The sequence below is a fragment of the Enterococcus sp. S53 genome (genome assembly GCF_016516865.1).
In the GTDB taxonomy this organism is placed as follows: domain Bacteria; phylum Bacillota; class Bacilli; order Lactobacillales; family Enterococcaceae; genus Enterococcus_D; species Enterococcus_D innesii.
This window is the reverse complement of the sequence record NZ_JACVUH010000026.1, coordinates 1-18,465: the sequence shown is the minus strand read 5'-3', so window position 1 is coordinate 18,465 and position 18,465 is coordinate 1. Positions and strand designations below refer to the sequence as shown.

At 33.2% G+C, this 18,465-nt stretch carries 18 protein-coding genes and 1 pseudogene; all 19 read left to right on the top strand.

Annotated elements, in window-relative coordinates; translation table 11 throughout:
- Positions 1-36 precede the first annotated feature (36 nt).
- Positions 37-924 carry a DNA/RNA helicase domain-containing protein gene (locus IAE45_RS17690; protein ID WP_200143150.1) on the top strand — a complete coding sequence of 296 codons (888 nt, stop codon included), beginning with the start codon at positions 37-39 and terminating at the stop codon, positions 922-924.
- Between the two features lie 17 nt (positions 925-941).
- Positions 942-2,606: a DUF2075 domain-containing protein gene (locus tag IAE45_RS17685; RefSeq protein ID WP_200127597.1), complete on the top strand. Its 1,665-nt coding sequence runs from the start codon at positions 942-944 to the stop codon at positions 2,604-2,606.
- Positions 2,607-2,618: 12 nt separating this feature from the next.
- On the top strand, positions 2,619-2,948 hold the full coding sequence (locus IAE45_RS17680) for a nucleotide pyrophosphohydrolase (RefSeq protein WP_200127599.1): 330 nt from the start codon (positions 2,619-2,621) through the stop codon (positions 2,946-2,948).
- Complete coding sequence (locus IAE45_RS17675; protein ID WP_200127601.1) at positions 2,945-3,637, top strand: hypothetical protein; 693 nt, start codon at positions 2,945-2,947, stop codon at positions 3,635-3,637. The genes IAE45_RS17680 and IAE45_RS17675 overlap by 4 nt, the downstream gene beginning before the upstream one ends.
- Positions 3,638-3,746: 109 nt before the next feature.
- The gene (locus tag IAE45_RS17670) at positions 3,747-4,259 is read left to right on the top strand and encodes a hypothetical protein (RefSeq protein WP_194185760.1); all 513 of its coding nucleotides are present in this window, start codon (positions 3,747-3,749) and stop codon (positions 4,257-4,259) included.
- Positions 4,260-4,274: 15 nt separating this feature from the next.
- On the top strand, positions 4,275-6,281 hold the full coding sequence (locus IAE45_RS17665) for an AAA family ATPase (RefSeq protein ID WP_200127602.1): 2,007 nt from the start codon (positions 4,275-4,277) through the stop codon (positions 6,279-6,281).
- Between the two features lie 7 nt (positions 6,282-6,288).
- Positions 6,289-7,518 (top strand): HNH endonuclease, encoded by a 1,230-nt coding sequence (locus IAE45_RS17660; RefSeq protein WP_194185757.1) that lies wholly within the window; start codon positions 6,289-6,291, stop codon positions 7,516-7,518.
- Between the two features lie 156 nt (positions 7,519-7,674).
- A pseudogene (locus IAE45_RS17655) lies at positions 7,675-7,827 on the top strand (metal-sulfur cluster assembly factor); the annotation flags it as partial.
- A 756-nt stretch (positions 7,828-8,583) separates the two neighbouring features.
- Positions 8,584-8,901 (top strand): DUF2500 domain-containing protein, encoded by a 318-nt coding sequence (locus tag IAE45_RS17650; protein WP_081118978.1) that lies wholly within the window; start codon positions 8,584-8,586, stop codon positions 8,899-8,901.
- A gap of 538 nt (positions 8,902-9,439) precedes the next feature.
- Positions 9,440-10,513 (top strand): alcohol dehydrogenase catalytic domain-containing protein, encoded by a 1,074-nt coding sequence (locus IAE45_RS17645; RefSeq protein WP_233619169.1) that lies wholly within the window; start codon positions 9,440-9,442, stop codon positions 10,511-10,513.
- Positions 10,514-10,537: 24 nt separating this feature from the next.
- Entirely contained in the window at positions 10,538-10,840 is a 303-nt protein-coding gene (locus IAE45_RS17640; protein WP_005236235.1) for a PTS sugar transporter subunit IIB, read from the top strand.
- 2 nt (positions 10,841-10,842) lie between these two features.
- On the top strand, positions 10,843-12,099 hold the full coding sequence (locus IAE45_RS17635; protein ID WP_081118979.1) for a PTS transporter subunit IIC: 1,257 nt from the start codon (positions 10,843-10,845) through the stop codon (positions 12,097-12,099).
- 62 nt (positions 12,100-12,161) lie between these two features.
- Positions 12,162-12,602, top strand: a complete 441-nt coding sequence (locus tag IAE45_RS17630) for a PTS sugar transporter subunit IIA (protein ID WP_008381342.1) — start codon at positions 12,162-12,164, stop codon at positions 12,600-12,602.
- Between the two features lie 11 nt (positions 12,603-12,613).
- Complete coding sequence (locus IAE45_RS19315) at positions 12,614-14,536, top strand: BglG family transcription antiterminator (protein WP_200127606.1); 1,923 nt, start codon at positions 12,614-12,616, stop codon at positions 14,534-14,536.
- The gene (locus tag IAE45_RS17620; RefSeq protein ID WP_081118981.1) at positions 14,502-15,161 is read left to right on the top strand and encodes a class II aldolase/adducin family protein; all 660 of its coding nucleotides are present in this window, start codon (positions 14,502-14,504) and stop codon (positions 15,159-15,161) included. Before IAE45_RS19315 ends, IAE45_RS17620 begins: the two co-directional genes overlap by 35 nt.
- A 17-nt stretch (positions 15,162-15,178) precedes the next feature.
- Positions 15,179-16,219 carry a galactitol-1-phosphate 5-dehydrogenase gene (locus IAE45_RS17615; protein ID WP_200127608.1) on the top strand — a complete coding sequence of 347 codons (1,041 nt, stop codon included), beginning with the start codon at positions 15,179-15,181 and terminating at the stop codon, positions 16,217-16,219.
- A 206-nt stretch (positions 16,220-16,425) separates the two neighbouring features.
- Positions 16,426-17,364, top strand: a complete 939-nt coding sequence (locus IAE45_RS17610; RefSeq protein WP_081118983.1) for a dihydroorotate oxidase — start codon at positions 16,426-16,428, stop codon at positions 17,362-17,364.
- A gap of 57 nt (positions 17,365-17,421) precedes the next feature.
- On the top strand, positions 17,422-17,943 hold the full coding sequence (locus IAE45_RS17605; protein WP_081118984.1) for a GNAT family N-acetyltransferase: 522 nt from the start codon (positions 17,422-17,424) through the stop codon (positions 17,941-17,943).
- Between the two features lie 138 nt (positions 17,944-18,081).
- Positions 18,082-18,267 (top strand): hypothetical protein, encoded by a 186-nt coding sequence (locus IAE45_RS17600; protein ID WP_005236216.1) that lies wholly within the window; start codon positions 18,082-18,084, stop codon positions 18,265-18,267.
- Positions 18,268-18,465: the final 198 nt, after the last annotated feature.

Genomic DNA, 18,465 nt, shown 5'->3' with positions numbered 1-18,465 from the left:
AATTTATTATTGTCTCTACGAAAAGCTGTCTAAGATTTGATACTAACACCAGTTTTAGATAAACTTTATAACGAAAATAAAGTGAAATTTGTTATTGTGCTTCAGGACGACAGACAGAGAGTTAGAATTAATGAGGAAGGGCTTAGACAAAATTTTTATGATTATGTTGAAAAAAGTCCATTAAATATCGAGTTACATCAAGAATACTTATCCATTCAAAAAAGGTCTATGTATGAAAGTAGTTATGTAGATAGAATTAATGATTTATTCTCCTTGAGTCCAGTTATGAAAGAATATACCAAAATAGATGGTTACGATATACAAGTGATAAATAAACTAAATGATATTGATTTATTATTAGATAATCATGTAAATAATAACGAAAAGACTCAATGGTTTGCTCCATTTTGTTGGGAATGGACAAGGAATGTAAAAAACAATGATGTTACAATTTTTGATGAAGATTTTTATAAACCTTGGAATCCCCAAAATGAACAATTTGAATGGTACTCAGAAATTCAAAAATATCATAAAGATAGAATAGGTTGTATCTACACAGCCCAAGGATTGGATTTTGATTATGTTGGGTATATTTTTTGGGAAGATTTATCTTGGTCGCCAGAAAAAAATGATTGGATTGTTAATTTGAATAAAAGTCAGGATATCATTTTTATTAGAGAAATAGTTCAAAAATATGGAGGTCAATTAAAACATTTTGATAAAAATAATAAGTATTGGGTGGTTAATCTAAATGGTAAAGAATATAAATTAAATACTTTTATTGCTAATTTTGGAAATCCAGAAGAAGTAAAAGAACTCATTTTGAATACGTATCGAGTATTAATGACACGAGCAAGAAAAGGAATATATGTTTGGTTTAAAGATAATAAAACAAAAGAAAAAGTAATGGAGTTTTTAAATTAATTGATGGAGTGAAATAAATGTCGAGTTACAGAGTTATCAATTTAACACTAAAAAATGGAGAAGTAGTAGATAAACTTGAAAAACTTCAAGTGAACGTTTTGGAGAATAATCCAGTTACTTATGTTTACTATAACCTTAAGAAGAAAAAGGTATATGTTGGTGAAACAAATGGTTTTACTAGAAGACATAACGAGCATCTAGGAGAACCAAATCCCAAAGTATATTACAAAGAATATACAAATTGCTTAGTTATTTATTCCAACCTATTTGATAAATCATCGATTCTTGATTTAGAGTCACTGTTATTAAACTATATGATTGCTGAATCAGATGTAACAAAATTAATATTTGCAAATGGAAATAATGGTCAAACTGAATTGGTCTATAAAAACAAAGAAGAAATTTTAACTGAAGTATTTTATAAATTATGGGGTAATGAATTACATCGGTTGGGGTTAGTCGATAATCCTAACATTGAGGAATTAAGAGAGAGTTTACTATTTAAGTATTCACCATTTAAACAGTTATCGCCTAAACAAAAAGTAATTTGTGATGAAATTGAAAAAGATGTAGCCGAAAAATACTTAGTTGAAGCCCCAGCAGGCTCAGGTAAATCCGTTCTCTTTACAAACTTAGCATTTTCTTTAGCTGAGAAAAATCCTGATTTAAGAATAGGTTTAATAACTACTGGTAACCTAACAAGACAGTTTAACTTGATATTTAAATCAATCGGAATGAATGGTAGATTAACTGTTAAAACAGGTTCACAACTTATAGTAGATGCGAGGAACAATGATAAGAGATTTGATGTAATCATTGTAGATGAAGCTCATAAATTGAAACAACATTATCGTAAAGGGCATCCGAATGCAAGAAGGCATCTCAATGAAGGAGATGAAGAAATCACACTCCTTGAAGAATTAACAGGTGGTTTGGTTTTACTGTATGACCCATATCAAGGAATTAAACCTCAAAACATTAGACCTTCAGAAATCAGAAAACTTACAAAAGATTATAAAAAATTATTGTTAATGCAACAATTTAGAATTGGCGGAAACGGAGACTTTTCAGGAGAGGATTTCTTAAAAGGAATATTATATGGTTTCCAATTAAGTGATGATAAAAATTTCAATTCAAAAGTCTTTGAAGATGATTATTTTAAAATCGTAGATACTTTTAAAGAAGTTATTGATTATGTGGATAACCATTCGCATGCCTATCCTAAAACAACGAATAGAGTGATTGCTGGTTATTGTAAGGAATGGGCATCCAATATTGGAAAGAAAGAGAACAAAGGTAAGAAAGTAGAAGAATTACCATATGATTGGAATGAAGATGGTATTCAAAAGAGATGGAACTCGACTTATGAAGATTGGGTAAAGAAACCAAATTCAGAAAAAGAAATAGGCTCGATTCATACTATTCAAGGTTATGACTTAAATTATTCTGGAGTTATCATAGGTAATGATATTACCGTTGAGAATGGACAGATTGTAGCTGTACCAGAAAATTACAAAGATATTGGTGGTACCCCACTTAAAGAAGAATTTAGCCTGTCTGAGTTAACAGAGTACATATTAAATATTTACTATGTATTACTCTCAAGAGGGATTGATGGATGTGCCGTTTACTTTGAAGAAAAAAGTGTAGAGAAATTATTCAAAGAACGAGTAGGTTTATAGGAGGACTATAGAATGGATGATTTAATAAAAGAAATTAACGAGTTTAGAGATGAAAGAGATTGGAGACAATTTCACAATGCTAAAGATTTAGCCTTATCAGTTTCTTTAGAAGCATCAGAACTACTTGAGAACTTTCAATGGAAAACAAGTGAAGAGGCAATAGCAGATGATTTAGAAAATATTAAGGACGAAATAGCTGATGTAATGATTTATTCATTGATGTTAGCGGATGATTTAGGTTTGAGTGTTGAAGATATTATTAGGAAAAAGATAGAGAAAAATGGTCAGAAGTATTCAGTTGAGAAGAGTAAGGGAAATAGAGAAAAGAGGAATGTTGAGTGAGAAGTAATATTGAGTTTTCAGATATAGAAAAAATAAAATACTTTGATGAAATATGTGAAAAATACTATAAAAAAAACTTTGGACTATCATCTAAGTCTGAAATTGATTTGTTAATGTTTAAGTTTTTTTACCAAAATAAACTTGGTAAAAAGAAAAACGGAGTGTTTAATGCTGATTCAGATTATCTTATGAGTAAAGAACTGGGTATAACTCAGAGTAGAGTTCGAAACTTAAAAGTAAAAAAAGAGTTAGTTTATCCCGAGCTGGAGTATGACTGGAAACAACAATTTTTGGAATTAATCGACTTAGCTCAATACGATGAACAAAATAAAAAAGTGATAATGAATATTACTGACCCTAATTTACAAATAGAGATTGAAAATCATATAGAACAAAGAGGTTTGTATTATGAAAAACAGCTTAATTCTAAGCTATTACAGCTTAGAGTTGAGTATTTTATAGAATTAGTTGTTTCTTTAGATGACAGTATAAATCAAGATGAACTGATTAAAGTTATGAAAACTCAGATTAAAGCTTTAAGCTTAGTTGAAGACAGAATTATGAAAAAAGGTTTTGGGAAAATTGCAAAAGAAAAAGGGATAAATTCTATTGAGTTATTATCAGCGATAACTACTATTGGAACAGCAATAGGACCTCATTTAATAAAGTTAATGAGTGTGATTAACTAGAAAGGAAAACTCTCTAGTTTTCAATAGTTTTTTAGAAATATTAGAAATTAAACAAGTTATTTCACGATGATTATAAATATAACAAACAAATTTTAAAAGGAGTAGTAGAATGACAATTATTAAACAAGCAATAGATAATGACGTGATATATACTTTAGAAAATACATTGGATGAAATACTGAAAGATGAAATGTTAATAGAGCTATTTAATAAAAAAGAAATTTTAAATACTTATATTTGGGGAGTTCCCAAGAGTACGAGAAATAGTAATTTAATAAAAGAAATTTGTCAGGGAGATATAGTGATTTTTGGACAGAAAAATAAAATCAAATATATTGGAGAGATAATTATAACTTCCTTAGATTTAAATCTTAGAGATGAAGAACCTAAATTAATTTCCAATGTATTCTGGGCTAAAGATGATTACGAATTACTATATTTTATGAAACCTGTAATCACCGTCTCGGGGGATATGTCCAATTTTAATAGCTATATAGGTTATAATGAGTCTGCAATGTTTAGAGGAATATCAAGAGTAGTAAAATCAAATGTTAAGAATGTAGATGATGGAAGAGAAACAATTTTGAAATTGTTTGCTAGAGGAATTATTAAAAGTAAATAGTACAAGGAGAAAAAAATGAAATTACTATGTTATTTAGATGAAGAAAACAAATTATTTTCTTTTGATTCAGAATATGTTTGCTCCGTTACTTTATCAGAAAATATTGAAATCACAATAAAAAAAAACGAAAAGTTTTTAAGTGATTTTTATGGAGAAAACATTGATTTAACAGTTATAGCGGGGGAAAATGCATCTGGAAAAACATTCACTTTGAATAATATCTATAAGCTTTCAAAAGAAAATAGATTATTTCTATTCATTGATGGAAATACTATTAAGTATTATTCTAATAAGAAAGTTTTTGAAATTAGGGATATTGATAAAGCAACTATAGGAAGTATAATTTTAGATTGCAATATACTAGGTATTGAATTTTCAGAGATTGAAAGAGAAAATATTGATATTGAAACATTGCTCTTTTCAAATGCAATAGAGGGTAAGAATAAAATTATTCAAGATTTGGTCAAAAAGAATACTAGTAATCTATCAATATTACATTACATCTATGATACACCATATAAAGAGGTCTTAAATGAGAATTTTTTTAAGCAAATAAACATGATAAGAAATTTCGGAAGAGAGTCTGAAAATCTTTTTGATAAATATTTTTTTACATTACCAACACAATTACAAGGTGAGGTAATTGTTTCTGATTTGAAATTTAATTTTGATGACGAAATTCTGAAACAAATCGTTTTTCCAGGAAAGCAATATAAAAAATTTAAACAGTTTTGTACAGGCTTTTTTGTAGATAAAGAAAAAATGATAAAAAAACTATCTTTGAATCAGAATATAAGTTTTTTTAATACTTTAATTTCTTATGGTTTAAAAATAGATGATATGTTTTATATTTTAGGAAACGGGAAAGATGAGAACTCTTATTTAAAAAATATTTGGAGTTATCTTAATATTTGTATGGGAACAAATTTTGAATATTCTATTTATGGATTTAAGAGTATGAATAATGAAATCGATAAACTAAAGACAATTGAAGAGAAAACAAAACGAAAAATAGAAAAAATTAATCACTCTGTAGGTTCAAATAATTTAGATGATTTGACAAAAAGGGAATATGAAATAATCTTAAAACAGAGAGAAATTTTTAAAAATGAAATTATTATTTCGAGGAATCTTGTCGATACTAAATTAGATGATGAGTTCGAAGACATGATAGATATAATTTCGATTACAGATATAATGATTTATATATGGAAGTACATTTCTTCAAATCAAATATTAAATCAAATTGAAAACATAAAAGAAACTGAGTTGAAAATTTCGTTTGAAGCAGGAATTGATAATGAAAGTACATTAATAGATTTTGTAATTATGAATAATAATACTCTTAATTTAACCTATTCTTGGGATAAAATAAGTTCAGGTGAAAATTGCCTGTTAAACTTTTTCAGTGAAATTTATAATGTAGAGAAATCTGTATCAAAAGAAAAAAATCTAGTTATTTGTATGGATGAGGTAGACTTAGGTCTTCACCCTGAGTGGCAACGAAAGTGGGTGAAACATAGCCCAGTAATTATTGAAAAGATGCTGAACAAAGATAATGATTCTTTAATAAACAGAAAAATCCAATTTATTTTAACAACACATTCACCGATAATTCTTTCTGATTTTTTACCTAGTTCAGTGATACTAATAAAAGATAATAACATTATAAATAAACATTTTAAAACATTTGGAGCTAATATTCACGATTTGATGTCTAATCAATTCTTCCTTGAAGGAAGTTTGATGGGAGAATTTGCTAAATATAAAATTGATGAAATAATCAAACTACTTAAGTCTAACTTAGAAACTGAAAATCAATTATTTGATTCAGAATCAGGGACCAAATATGATAATAGAATAATCAAAAATATTATTTCCGAAGTTGGCGAAGTGTATTTACGAGAAGCTTTGATAGATTTATATGAAAGTTCTTCATTATACAAAAAAGAAACTGCTAAAAAAGAATTAATAAATAAGATTGAGCACTTGAAAAAAGAACTAGCTGAAATGGAGGCGTAATAAACTTATGGAAAGTCATATTTCAATGTCCAATTTCACACTGTATTTTCACGAAGAGAGCTTGAAAAATAAAGTTCTTAAAATCCATCAAAAATATGTTAGTAGTGAAGATTCTTTCAAGATAGAAATGTTAAAATTATTGGTAGAACCTGAGTTTGAAAATCTTTTGACTTTAGAAAGAAATATTTGTAGTTTTGTAATAAATAAGGATATTTCGCATAAAGATTTTTATAACAATTTAGAAATACTATATCATAATACATTAAACAAAATAAAAAATAAAAAACCAGTACAGGAAAAACTTGATAATTTGAAAAATAATATTGTTAATGAAAGTTGGTCTTATGATGACTATAAAGAGTTAAAAGTCCTTCTAAATAGAAGAGGATGTCAAAGTTTAAAAGGAAATTTAAAAGTTGTTTTTTTTTATATTAATTCTCTTGAATTAGAGTTTTTGAAACTTTATGATATTTTCCATAAAAAAACTAATAACGATATGCTGAAAAAATTTCAAAAATTTGAAGCACTCTATCCTGAATTGAAAAATATTCAAAATTTAAAAAAAAATCAAGAAAAATTTAAAATAATAACAAATAATTGGAATGGTTATTTTTTTACGTTCCTACAAAATATTTCAGTATGTCCATATTGTCAATCACAGTATATATACACTTATTATGCGCTACAAGGAAAAAAAGAAGGAGGTATAAGACCAGAGCTAGACCATTACTTTCCGAAGTCTAGACATCCTTTATTAGCTGTATCTGCTTATAATTTAATACCATCGTGTAAGCAATGTAACAGCTCAATAAAGGGTGATGATATTGATTATGAATCTTTAGTAAACTTGTATCTAGAAGAGATAAACTCGAATTTTGAATTTTATATAGTTCCACAAAAAGCTAGAGAAGGGACGAGTGAAACTGATTCCTTAGTGGGTAAGTCACTAAACTATGATATTAGTTACAGAGCCAGTAAATTTAAGGCGGAAGAATTTGTTAAGATAGAGAAATTTCTAGATTCATTTCATATAAAAAATAGATATTCATTCTTAAAAAAACATATAAAGGAGCAATTGTATTTAAGAGTTAGCCATCCTAAAATTGTAAGAGATTCGTTAGAGAAAAATTTTGATTTAAATTTTAGGAAAAATAACAATTTTGAAATTGGAAATAATCGTTTTTTAGGAAAAGTATTGGATGACCTTTTATTGCAAGAAATTGACAAAGATGGATAACAAACCAAAATGACAAATTAATACTCTTCCTAGTATGTAGTCCAAGCCTAATTTAGCTAGAATATTCACTTTTTACATGGTAAAATGAATAAGTAAATAAGAAGTTAACGAAAGATTTTTTATTAACTTTTTGTCATAGAAACGTTGATATATCAATGTCCCTTAGCCGACGTATTGACTGAATCGATACACGAAGCATTAAGAGATATTCCAGAAGTCAAAAATCCAGAGGTAAAATTAGTCTGGTATCCCGCATGGACGACTGATAAAATGAGTCGTTATGCACGGATTGCTTTGGGGATTCGTTAAGGATTTTCAATCATACAATGGTGTTTCATATTTGTTAACTAGTTGGAATAAGCTGTTTTCTTAGGTGGTGGACAGTTGGCAAAATGAGGATATAAACACAGAACTCTTTTATTAACTTTGAAAAAGTTGGTAGAAGAGTTTTTTTATAGAATACTTTCTTAAATAAACAGTTACTTGGTGAAAAAGTTATGCTTTTTTACTAAAAGCATTAAAGAAAATCATATATTTTTAACCTGAAAGTTCAAAGTATTTTCCATTCATATGACAACTCAAAGTGAGTTAGTATTTAACTTTGCCGAAATAGTAATACTTTCTATAAACCTTCGATCATTTTGACAAAAAGAGAGCACAGATTAAATTCTTATTCATCCACATTGATAACCTTAAGGTGCATCCCAGAAAACATGTCTAAATAAACGTTACTGAATTTAGTCAGAGGCTTTGGGATACGATGAATTTTCCTTAAGGAGTCAATGTAGAATGAAGAAGGATGATTCTAGGAATGCTTTTTCAAAGGTCATGTGGTTTTATCCTATCAACTGACTCTTGGTTAACAAATATACAAATGTGTTCTATGCAACCATACATATAGGAAAACGATAGCCAAACTACAGTTTCGGTCAATCATTTAGCAAGTAACATATTTTTATTAGAGGTTCGAGATTAATTAATTGAATTAATGTGTAATTATATTTAAGTTGTAAAAATGATTTGCTTGATTCCCTTGATCATAAAAAACAAAAAGGAGTGTGTTTTGTGGATTTTCTGTTTACTTTATTTGCTTTTATTTTCGTCGCAGTTATCTTATATCATATTGTCGAATTCTTAAAGGATCAATCTACGCCAGAAGTGGCAGTACTTGCCACGCTAGTAGACAAACGAATGACTAGTAGCACGAATATTGCTGCAAACGGCTTTACGAATCAATCCATTACCTATTATCTTTTATTTGAAATCGCAAGTGGCGAAAGATTAGAATTTAAAGTAGGGCATGGAAAATACAAATTATACGTCATCGGAGATACTGGAGTGTTGAGGTATCAAAGAAAAAGGTTTAATTCACTTGATAGGTAAAAAATTTGTATGTATATAGTATGTGTTTATTCGTTTTCAATTTAAAAAAAAGTTGAAAAGTCAATTAAAAAACTCCTATTCAAGTGTCTTATCATTTGAAATGATTTGAATTGTACGCTTTCGATGGAAAACGCAAGTATCATCGAGTAACACTTGAGAATTTCTCCTTACTGAGGTCGCATATTGAAACCAAGACCGAGGAAAGTTTCCTACGAGGATCGGCTCAATTTAGTTCATTCATCCGTTCGAATGGAAGAAGTGATGAGCTACCTATAGTTTTAAATACTCATAAATAGAATAGTTTGCTTCACCAAAACCTCTTGGCTCATTGCTAAGAGGCTTTTTTGTTTTTACCTGGCTTCAAAATAGTTCCAAGAAGGAAAAATCGTTCTTGGTTTTTCACAAACATTTTCTCATTCAAGTAACAAATATAGAACTTGAAATGCAAAAAGTGTTACTTGTGAGGTACATCCGACGCACCTTACAATGAACATGTAAAATAAGAAAGAATGAATGGAGTTGAACATTTGTGAAAAAAATGAAGGCTGCGTTGATGTATGGACCAGGAGATATTCGCTATGAACAAGTAGAGCGACCCTGCTGTCCAGAGGGAGGTTTTCTATTGAAGGTTAAGGCAGTTGGTCTGTGCGGCTCTGATATTCGCAATTTGCTGACCGATTCAAAAGCGGGGCGCTACCCTCATATTTATGGACACGAAATCGTTGGTGAGATCGTCGAAATTGATGAAAATGTGACGAAGTATCAAAGAGGGCAGATGGTTTATGTATACCCTATGGCTCATTGCCTACGTTGCGAAAATTGTCGTAATGGGAAGCACGAATGTTGTACGGAAGCTGAAAGTTATACCGATCTTCAAGGTGGTTTTGCAGAGTATATAGCATATAGTGCAACAAGAGTAGAACGAGGAGCGATTTTTGAAGTGCCAGAAGGACGAGAGCCTATCGCGGCAACATTAGCTGAACCCTTATCCTCCACTTATGCATGCATGGAGAATATTCAGGTTTCGTTAGGCGATTCGGTCGTCATTATTGGTGCAGGTCCAATTGGGGTCTTTTTAGCGATTCTAGCAAGGATTCGCGGAGCAAGCAAGGTAATCGTGATTGATAAAAATGCTGACAGACTAGCTCTTATGGAAGCGTTTAATGTGGATCATAGGATCGATTCTTCCAAAGAAGATTCTGTAGAAAAGGTGAAAGAGTATACGAATGGACATGGCGCACATAAAGTGATTTCAGCTAATCCATCAATAGAAGCACAGCAACAAAGTATTTTTATGGCTAGAAAATGTGGAATTGTCGTCTTTTTTGGTGGTGTAGCAAAGAATCAATTAACGCCTATAGATACGAATGCAGTTCATTATAACAATCTCTGGATTTATGGTCATTATGGTGCAAATAGTATTCAAGTCGAAAAATCTTTCCATTTATCCTTATCTGATCAGTTTCCTGCTGAAAAAATTATTTCTCATGTTTTGCCTTTAGCTGACATCAATCAGGCCATCGAATTGACGAGAGAAGGGAAGGCGTTAAAAGTCGTTTTACTACCAGAAGAAGAGTATAAAATTTATTCTTTATTGAAATCTCAAAAATAGAGTAAGGAAAGGAGGAGAAAGAAAATGAATAAAAAAATTGAGATCTATATTGCTTGTGGTAGTGGGATCGCCACGTCAACGGTTGTTCAAGAGAAAGTCAAACAAATCTTAGCTCAGAGCAACATTCAGGCTTCCATCACCAAAGGGAATATTAATCAAATTCCCTCAAAAGCAGAAACAGTGGATTTAATCTTGGTGACTACTCGATATGTCAAGCCAGTAAAAGTACCGATTCTTCCTGTTTTCAGTTTGATATCGGGAATCAACGAAGAGCAGACCGCGCAGAAAATCGTTGAAGAGTGCCATCGAATTATAAAAGGGGGATAAAAATGGAAGCTGTATTATCAGTTATTCAAAACATCATGGATATGGGGGCATCGGTTATGCTACCCGTTGTCATTTTTATTTTAAGCTGTGTCTTTAGGATGAAAATTGGCAAAGCACTTAAAACTGGGCTTTTAGTCGGCATCGGCTTTCAAGGGTTGGGGCTTGTTGTAGGACTCCTGGGTACTTCCTTGCAACCAGCCATCGATTATTATCAGGAAATGGGATCAGGATATACCACGATGGATGTTGGCTGGGCTGCTGTGGGAGCGGCTTCGTGGTCAGTACCTTTTGCAGCGATTGCTATTTTGATGATCGTGGGATTAAATGTATTGTTTATTCTTTTGAAATGGACAACGGTCATGAATGTCGACATTTGGAACTATATTCATTTTTTGATTCCTGGAGCATTAGCGTATGCCTTGTTTGATAGTTTTTGGCTAGGTTTGACTGTTACGGTTGGCTTATCAATTGTCACTTTATTCGTGGCTCAGTGGTTTGCTCCAAGATGGGAGGCGTATTACGGACTGGAAGGCACGACTTGTACGACATTTTCATTTATTACTTTCGCTTATCCTTTTGGACTATTAGTAAATAAATTGATTGATCTGATTCCTGGTCTTAACAAAATCGATATCAGTTTGGAAAAAGTCGAAAGTAAAATTGGTTTTTTTGGAGATCCAGCAGTTATCGGTTTGTTGGTCGGAACTTTTCTAGGCGTATTGACACGCCAAGAATTTACGGTAGCGATTTCTATGGGGGTTGGAGTTTCAGCAGTACTAGTACTGATACCCAAAATGGTTTCTGTTATGATGGAAGGCTTGACTGCGATCGGGGAAGCTGCCAAAGAATTTATGAAGAAACATATTGGCGAAGGGAAAAAATTATATATCGGCATGGACATTGCTCTTGGTCTTGGAGATCCGACAGCGATCACAACGACAGTGATTCTGATTCCGATAGCAATATTCTTAGCATTTATTATCCCTGGTATGCATTATTTTCCAGTTGGTGTTTTAACAGTAATCGTATATATGATTCCACTACTAGCATTAGCATCAAATGGCAATCTTTTTCGAACGCTTGTCACTGGCTTTTTCTTCTTAGTTATCGTTCTAATTGGAACAAACACCTTTGCACCTGAAGCAACCGAAATGATGAATGCGACCGGTGTACCTGTGGAAGGGGTTGTGACAGATAGTTTCTGGGGCTACAATTTAGCAAATATTATAATCAGCTTATTTCATCGAATCGCTGGGTAATTGACCAAATGAATAAACGAATTGTTGACAAAATAAATGGCTTAGTGGGAGAGAAATAGTGTATGAAATTTAAAGCAATCGAATTGAATGAGCGCTCCAATATAGAAGTGATTAAACAATGCGGACTTGAACTGCTTAACGAAGGGCTCGTCGGGAATAGTTTTATCGAGTCTTGTATCGAACGCGAACATCATTTTCCTACTGGTCTGCCAGTTGACCCGCCAGTTGCGATTCCGCATACCTTTGATCTCTCTGTGAAAGAATCTTCTGTCTGTTACGCAAGACTAAAAAAGCCTGTGACTTTTAAACAGATGGATACGCAAGTAGATGACTTAGCAGTCGAACATGTATTTTGCATGGCACTAAAAGATGAGCATACCTATATTGAATTTCTTCAAAAATTGATTTTAAGCATCCAATCTCGAAATTTTATTGTTCAATTAAGCAAGTGTGAACCTGAAAAACTTGTTGATTTTCTAAGAGAGAATTTGTCTATTCATTAAGGAGGAGTGCTGTGAGGAAAATTACTGCTGAAATCATCTATCTCCTACTATATAACAAAATAACGAAAATTAGATTGGAGCAACTTTATAAAAACTTGAATCTCTCGCCAAAGAAATTCACGAGTGAAATCAAAGTCTTGAACTCGTTTCTAAATACTCACGATATGCCGCAAGTGAAAATTGAAAGCGGATACTTACAGGTTCCTGATGAACTTGATTTGTCAGAAGCTTATCAGCTTGTTTTAGAATTGTCCCCTTACGACTATTCCTTGAATCCTGATGAAAGACGCACATTACTTCTGATCAATTTATTGATAACAGAAGATGTTCTTACGATGGATCATTTTGCTGATTTGTTTTACGTCAGTCGATTAACAATCATCCGCGATATCAATACGTTGAAAAAACAAGAAGTGATCATGAGTAAATATATCGAAACGCTTAGGGGAGAAGGGGTTATCCTTAAGATGATTCAATCGGAGAAAAGAGAGTATTTGTTTACATTGTTTTTAGAAAATATAGACGCAAAAGGATACATTAATTATGTCGGGATGCAAATCCTTCGGTCATTTGACGGGTCAATGGAGTATTTAGACTTTCTGGGATTCATTTTTAACGAGTTAAAGTATTCAGAAAAGTATCAGCAGTTTGATCTTTTCGTCTATATTTTTATCGTTATCAATATGCCCCGCAAAGAACAAGGTGAATCTCCCAAATTTGTCGTTATGTCGGAAAACCTGAGCATACTCATCGATCAAATTGAAAAAAGATTTGATCGAACGATCTCTTTCGAAGACAAACAGGCAATAGCAGAATTTTGTCATTTGAAAAAGCGAAAAAATGTGAAGGATGCTGAATTGTATAATTTGGTCATCTATTTTCTGAATAAAATTGATGAAGATTTAGGGACGACTCTAAAGTACGAATTTGACTTAATTTCTGATCTATACAATCACTTACAAATTATTGAAGAAGAGAACATTATTTTGGATATTGAAAATATCGGTCTTTTGCGGCATCAGTTTATGGATATTATCGTAGCTGTAAGGGCTAATAGTGGTGTCATTGAAAACTACCTGTCCCGATCCTTCAATGAATCATTTATTACTACGATCGCTATTCATATCGCATCTGCCTTAACCCGACAAGAATATAAGATGAGCAAAATCGATATCTGGATCGTGTGTGAAAATTTATCGATAGCGAAAATGATTGCTATGAAAATTAGTCGATACAAGCAGTTCAAAATTATGAATGTGCTAACACTTGCTACTTATCGTAAGATGTGCTTCCGTCAAAAAGCCAATCGTTTAATCTTAACTGCTGATCCTTTGCCTTTTTTGGAAGAGGATGTTTTAAGGATAACACCTTTTGTGACTCAAGAAGATATCCAAAAAATAGTAAAGACGGTTGACCGTTTGTTTACGATTAATGAAGAAGAGACTGAAGAAAAATTTGATCAATTTGTCCAACAACCACAAAGAAAATTGCATGATTACTTGTTAAATTCGCATGTTATCAGAATCGACCAAAAATGTTCTTGGGAGCATTCTTTACGCTTAGCAGGGAAAGTGTTGACACATAACGAGTGTATTGAGCAGAGCTATGTAGAAGAAGTCGTTGAAAATGTGAAACAAAATGGACCTTATATCGTAATAAGTGAAGGTGTTGCTTTAGCTCATGCGAACAATCGGGGAAATGTCCACCGTAGCACGATTAGCCTCTTGACGAATAAACAAAAGATCTCTTACGGATCTGAGGATTATTTTCAAGTGACTTATGTTTTCTTCGTCGCTCTTGTAAGAAGTGAAGAATATTTAGAAATTGTTGAAGATATTATGTTTCTTGGGAAATATGGATTGATTGAAAAATATTTACGTTTTAGACAGGAGGAACCCGATGGATTATTTAGAAGAAAGGAAATTCATATGTAAGATTGCCAAATCTTTATTTGACAGGAAGCTAACGGATGCTGCTGGTGGCAATATCTCTATAAAAGTTTCAGAAGATCATTTCTTGATGACACCTACTTTGGCATCTGTTCAGTATCTGTGGGAATTAGAGGCAGCGCAAATTCTTTTGGTAGATAAGAAACTATCCCTCATCGAAGGTACTGGTCACTTGACCAGGGAAATCAATATGCATATGAGTTTTTATCACTCAGATCCACGGATCAAAGCAGTGATTCATGCTCATCCATTAAATTTGATGGTTTACAGTTGTATAGGGACTGACATGCCCATCGTCTGTGAAAACCTTCGTTTCGGACCGGCTACGATCCGTTGTTTGGATTATGCACCTGCAACAACTGAAAAGTTAGCACACTTGGTTGGTGACTACTCTCAAAACATGGTGACAAATGAAGCAAAACTACCTTATGGAATGTTATTGCGAGAACATGGGGTAATTGTTGGAGCCACTAATTTGGCTTTTGCAAATGATTATCTGGAAAGACTAGAAACAAATGCTTATGTGCATTTACATTCGCAAGCGCTTCTCCAGCAGGGCTATGAATATTATACTGACAAAACAAACGTTACCTATGAATCCCGTGAATGAAGATTGGAGGAGAGTAGATGAGGGCTGGTTTCTTAATTGGACTGAATGAATTTGAGATTCGAGAAATGGATGTTCCACAATGCCATCAGAATGAAGTGATTGTAAAAGTAGAAGCTTCAGGAATCTGTGGGTCAGATATCCACAAAATGAGTAAAGGCTGGAAATACCAGTTACCCATGATCATGGGGCACGAGATGGCTGGGACTATTGTAAAAGTTGGTCGTTCTGTTCATCATTTAAAAAAAGACGATCGGGTCGCTGTTGTCCCGTTTATTCCTTGTCGTAACTGTGCATACTGTGCTATCGGGAAGTATCAATTATGTACGGACTATATCATGATGGGATCGCAACGGTTTGGGGGATTTGCAGAGTACGTATCCGTGCCAGCGAGCAATATCGTGAAAATAGGGACTAAGTTGTCTTTTGAAGAAGCGGCCATGATTGAGCCTCTTGCTGTCTCAGCGCATGGTGTTTATGGAATCGAACCTAAAGTGGGCGATGTCGTTGCAGTTTTTGGGTTAGGAACGATTGGATTGCTGACGATCCAATGGTTAAAAATTGCGGGTGTGAAAACGATCATTGGTATTGATATTCAATCAGAGAAACTGGAACAAGCAATAGATTTAGGTGTCACCGATACGATTAATCCTATTCTTCAAGATCTTGAAACAGAGATCTCCCGAATAACGGATGGTTTAGGCGTGGATATTGCAATGGAATGTGCAGGTACTAAAATAACCGAAGAACAATGTCTCTTAGTGACAAAAAAAGGCGGGAAAATTGGATTTCAAGGGATCGCTTATTCTGATGTTTTGATTAGACAACGAGCATTTGAAAAAATCTTTCGCAGTGAATTAACCATTAAGGGTTTTTGGAATAGTTATTCTGCACCTTTCCCAGGTAAAGAATGGTTTGATTCAATCACCTTTTTAGAAAGCGGACGCTTGAGTGTCAGTCATATGATTTCCCATCGCTTTCCATTAGAGGATCTTCAAAGAGCATTTGATTTAGCGGTAAATAGAAGTGAAAGCTTTAATAAAATCATGATCATGCTCTAAAAAAACATTTGAGTACAATATAAACAGATTGTTTTCAAAACCATATTTATTCAGTAAGTTTTAACAAGCTGTATGGATATGGTTTTTTTGATTTGCTACTCTGATTACAGAGGTTGCTCCTTCTAAAACCTGTCCCACTCAAAGACATCGTTGCATTTTCAGAAATGAAACGGTAAACTAGTTGAAAAGATTGGAGGAATGAATCAATGTTAGCTACGAATTTTGGGAAATTTACATATAAAAATCCGTTTATGAATGCCTCAGGAGTCCATTGTATGACGATCGAGGAATTAGATGAATTAGCATCATCAACAGCTGGATCATTTGTCACGAAGAGTGCAACACTAGAAGCGCGTGCCGGAAATCCAGAACCACGTTATACCGATTTACCGTTAGGAAGCATCAATTCGATGGGATTACCAAATCTAGGGGTGGACTACTACTTAGACTATGCCATCAAAAAACAGCAGGAAATGACCCAGCAAGCGCCCTTCTTTTTCTCTGTCGCTGGTATGAGCGTGGCTGAAAACATTGAGTTATTGAAGAAAATCCAAGAAAGTGATTTTGAAGGAATCACTGAGTTAAATCTTTCTTGTCCAAACGTGCCAGGAAAACCCCAAGTTGCCTATGATTTTCCTTTGACCGATCAAATTCTGGAAACAGTCTTTGGTTTTTTCACAAAACCTTTAGGTGTCAAATTGCCGCCATACTTTGATTTGGCTCACTTTGATGAGATGGCTAAGATATTAAACAAGTATCCGTTAACCTACATCAATTCAATCAACAGTATTGGGAATGCTTTATTCATCGATCCTGCTACTGACTCGGTAGTCATCAAACCAAAAGATGGGTTTGGTGGTCTAGGAGGCGAATATGTGAAACCAACGGCATTAGCCAATGTGCGGGCTTTCTATACACGTCTCAAGCCAGAAATCAAAATTATCGGTACTGGTGGGATTCGTAATGGTCAAGATGCGTATGAACATTTGTTATGTGGCGCTTCTATGTTGCAGATCGGCACAGAACTGCAAAAAGAAGGACCAGCGATCTTTGAACGATTGACGAAAGAATTAGCAGCGATCATGAAAGAAAAAGGCTATCAATCAATCAGTGAATTTCATGGGAAATTAAAAACGATTGATTAAGAACGATTTTGAATGCTTTACTATCCGCTTCTTTTTATAGAAGAAAGGAGGTTTTTAATGGAGAAGTTTCGTAAAACAACGGAGGAAGATCTGGTTGAGTTGATGGCGCTTTTTGAAGAAGGCATTGCTTTCTTAAAAGCACAAGGATCTCCGCAATGGCAAGATGGGTACGGTCCTAAAGAAAATCAAATCAAAGCAGATATTGCCAATGGTGAAAGCTATGTGTTGGTGAAAGATGGAAAAATCGCAGCGTCTGCCGCGTTGGTTTCTGGTGATGATCCTGTCTACAATGCAATTACCGGCGCAGGGTGGGAAGGAAACGGTCCATATCTATCCATCCATCGCGTCGTTGTCAGTTCTCATTTTAAAGGGCAAAAGTTAAGCGCCAAATTGCTGCAAGCTCTTGAAGTGGTTGCATTAGAGCAAGGAATCGTTGATTTACGTATCGATACGTATAAAGCCAATATTGGTATGCAAAAGAATATCCAAGCAGCTGGCTATCAATACAAAGGAGAGGTAACATTCCCTTTTCCGAACGGAGAGCGATTGGCTTTTCAAAAACGTTTGACCGCAAGCTAAACATTCTATTCCATGAGTGTTACTTGGCTGAATTAATGGAATAGTTGTGCCAAAGTGAATTTTTGGTATGAAAATGCGGATAATGGTTGTCAGAATCCTTTCGGCTTGCTAAGATAAGCACGTAAAGGACGGTGCCAAATGAAGAAAAGAATCAAAAAGAAAAAAGCTTATAAAAAATATATCCATGATATTTTTGCGGGTTATGAAGAAATGCTTGAGAATCCAGCGATCAATGAGAAGAAGTTTTCTTATCTGAAAGAAGAAACAACCTTAAAACGAGACGATCAAAATCAGATCCGTTTTCGTACGATCGATATTGATTAAACTACCTATTTTGGGTAGTTTTTTTGTTTATCTCGACTTAGTTGAAAATTTTTCAGAAAAAAGCTTGCTCTTTCATTCTTAGAATGATAAAGTATTCAACGTTGGCAATTGAGCCAGCGGGTCAAAAATGCTTTTGAAAAAACTTCGAAAAAAGACTTGACCAAAAATGAAACAGATGATATTATAACGAAGTCGCAA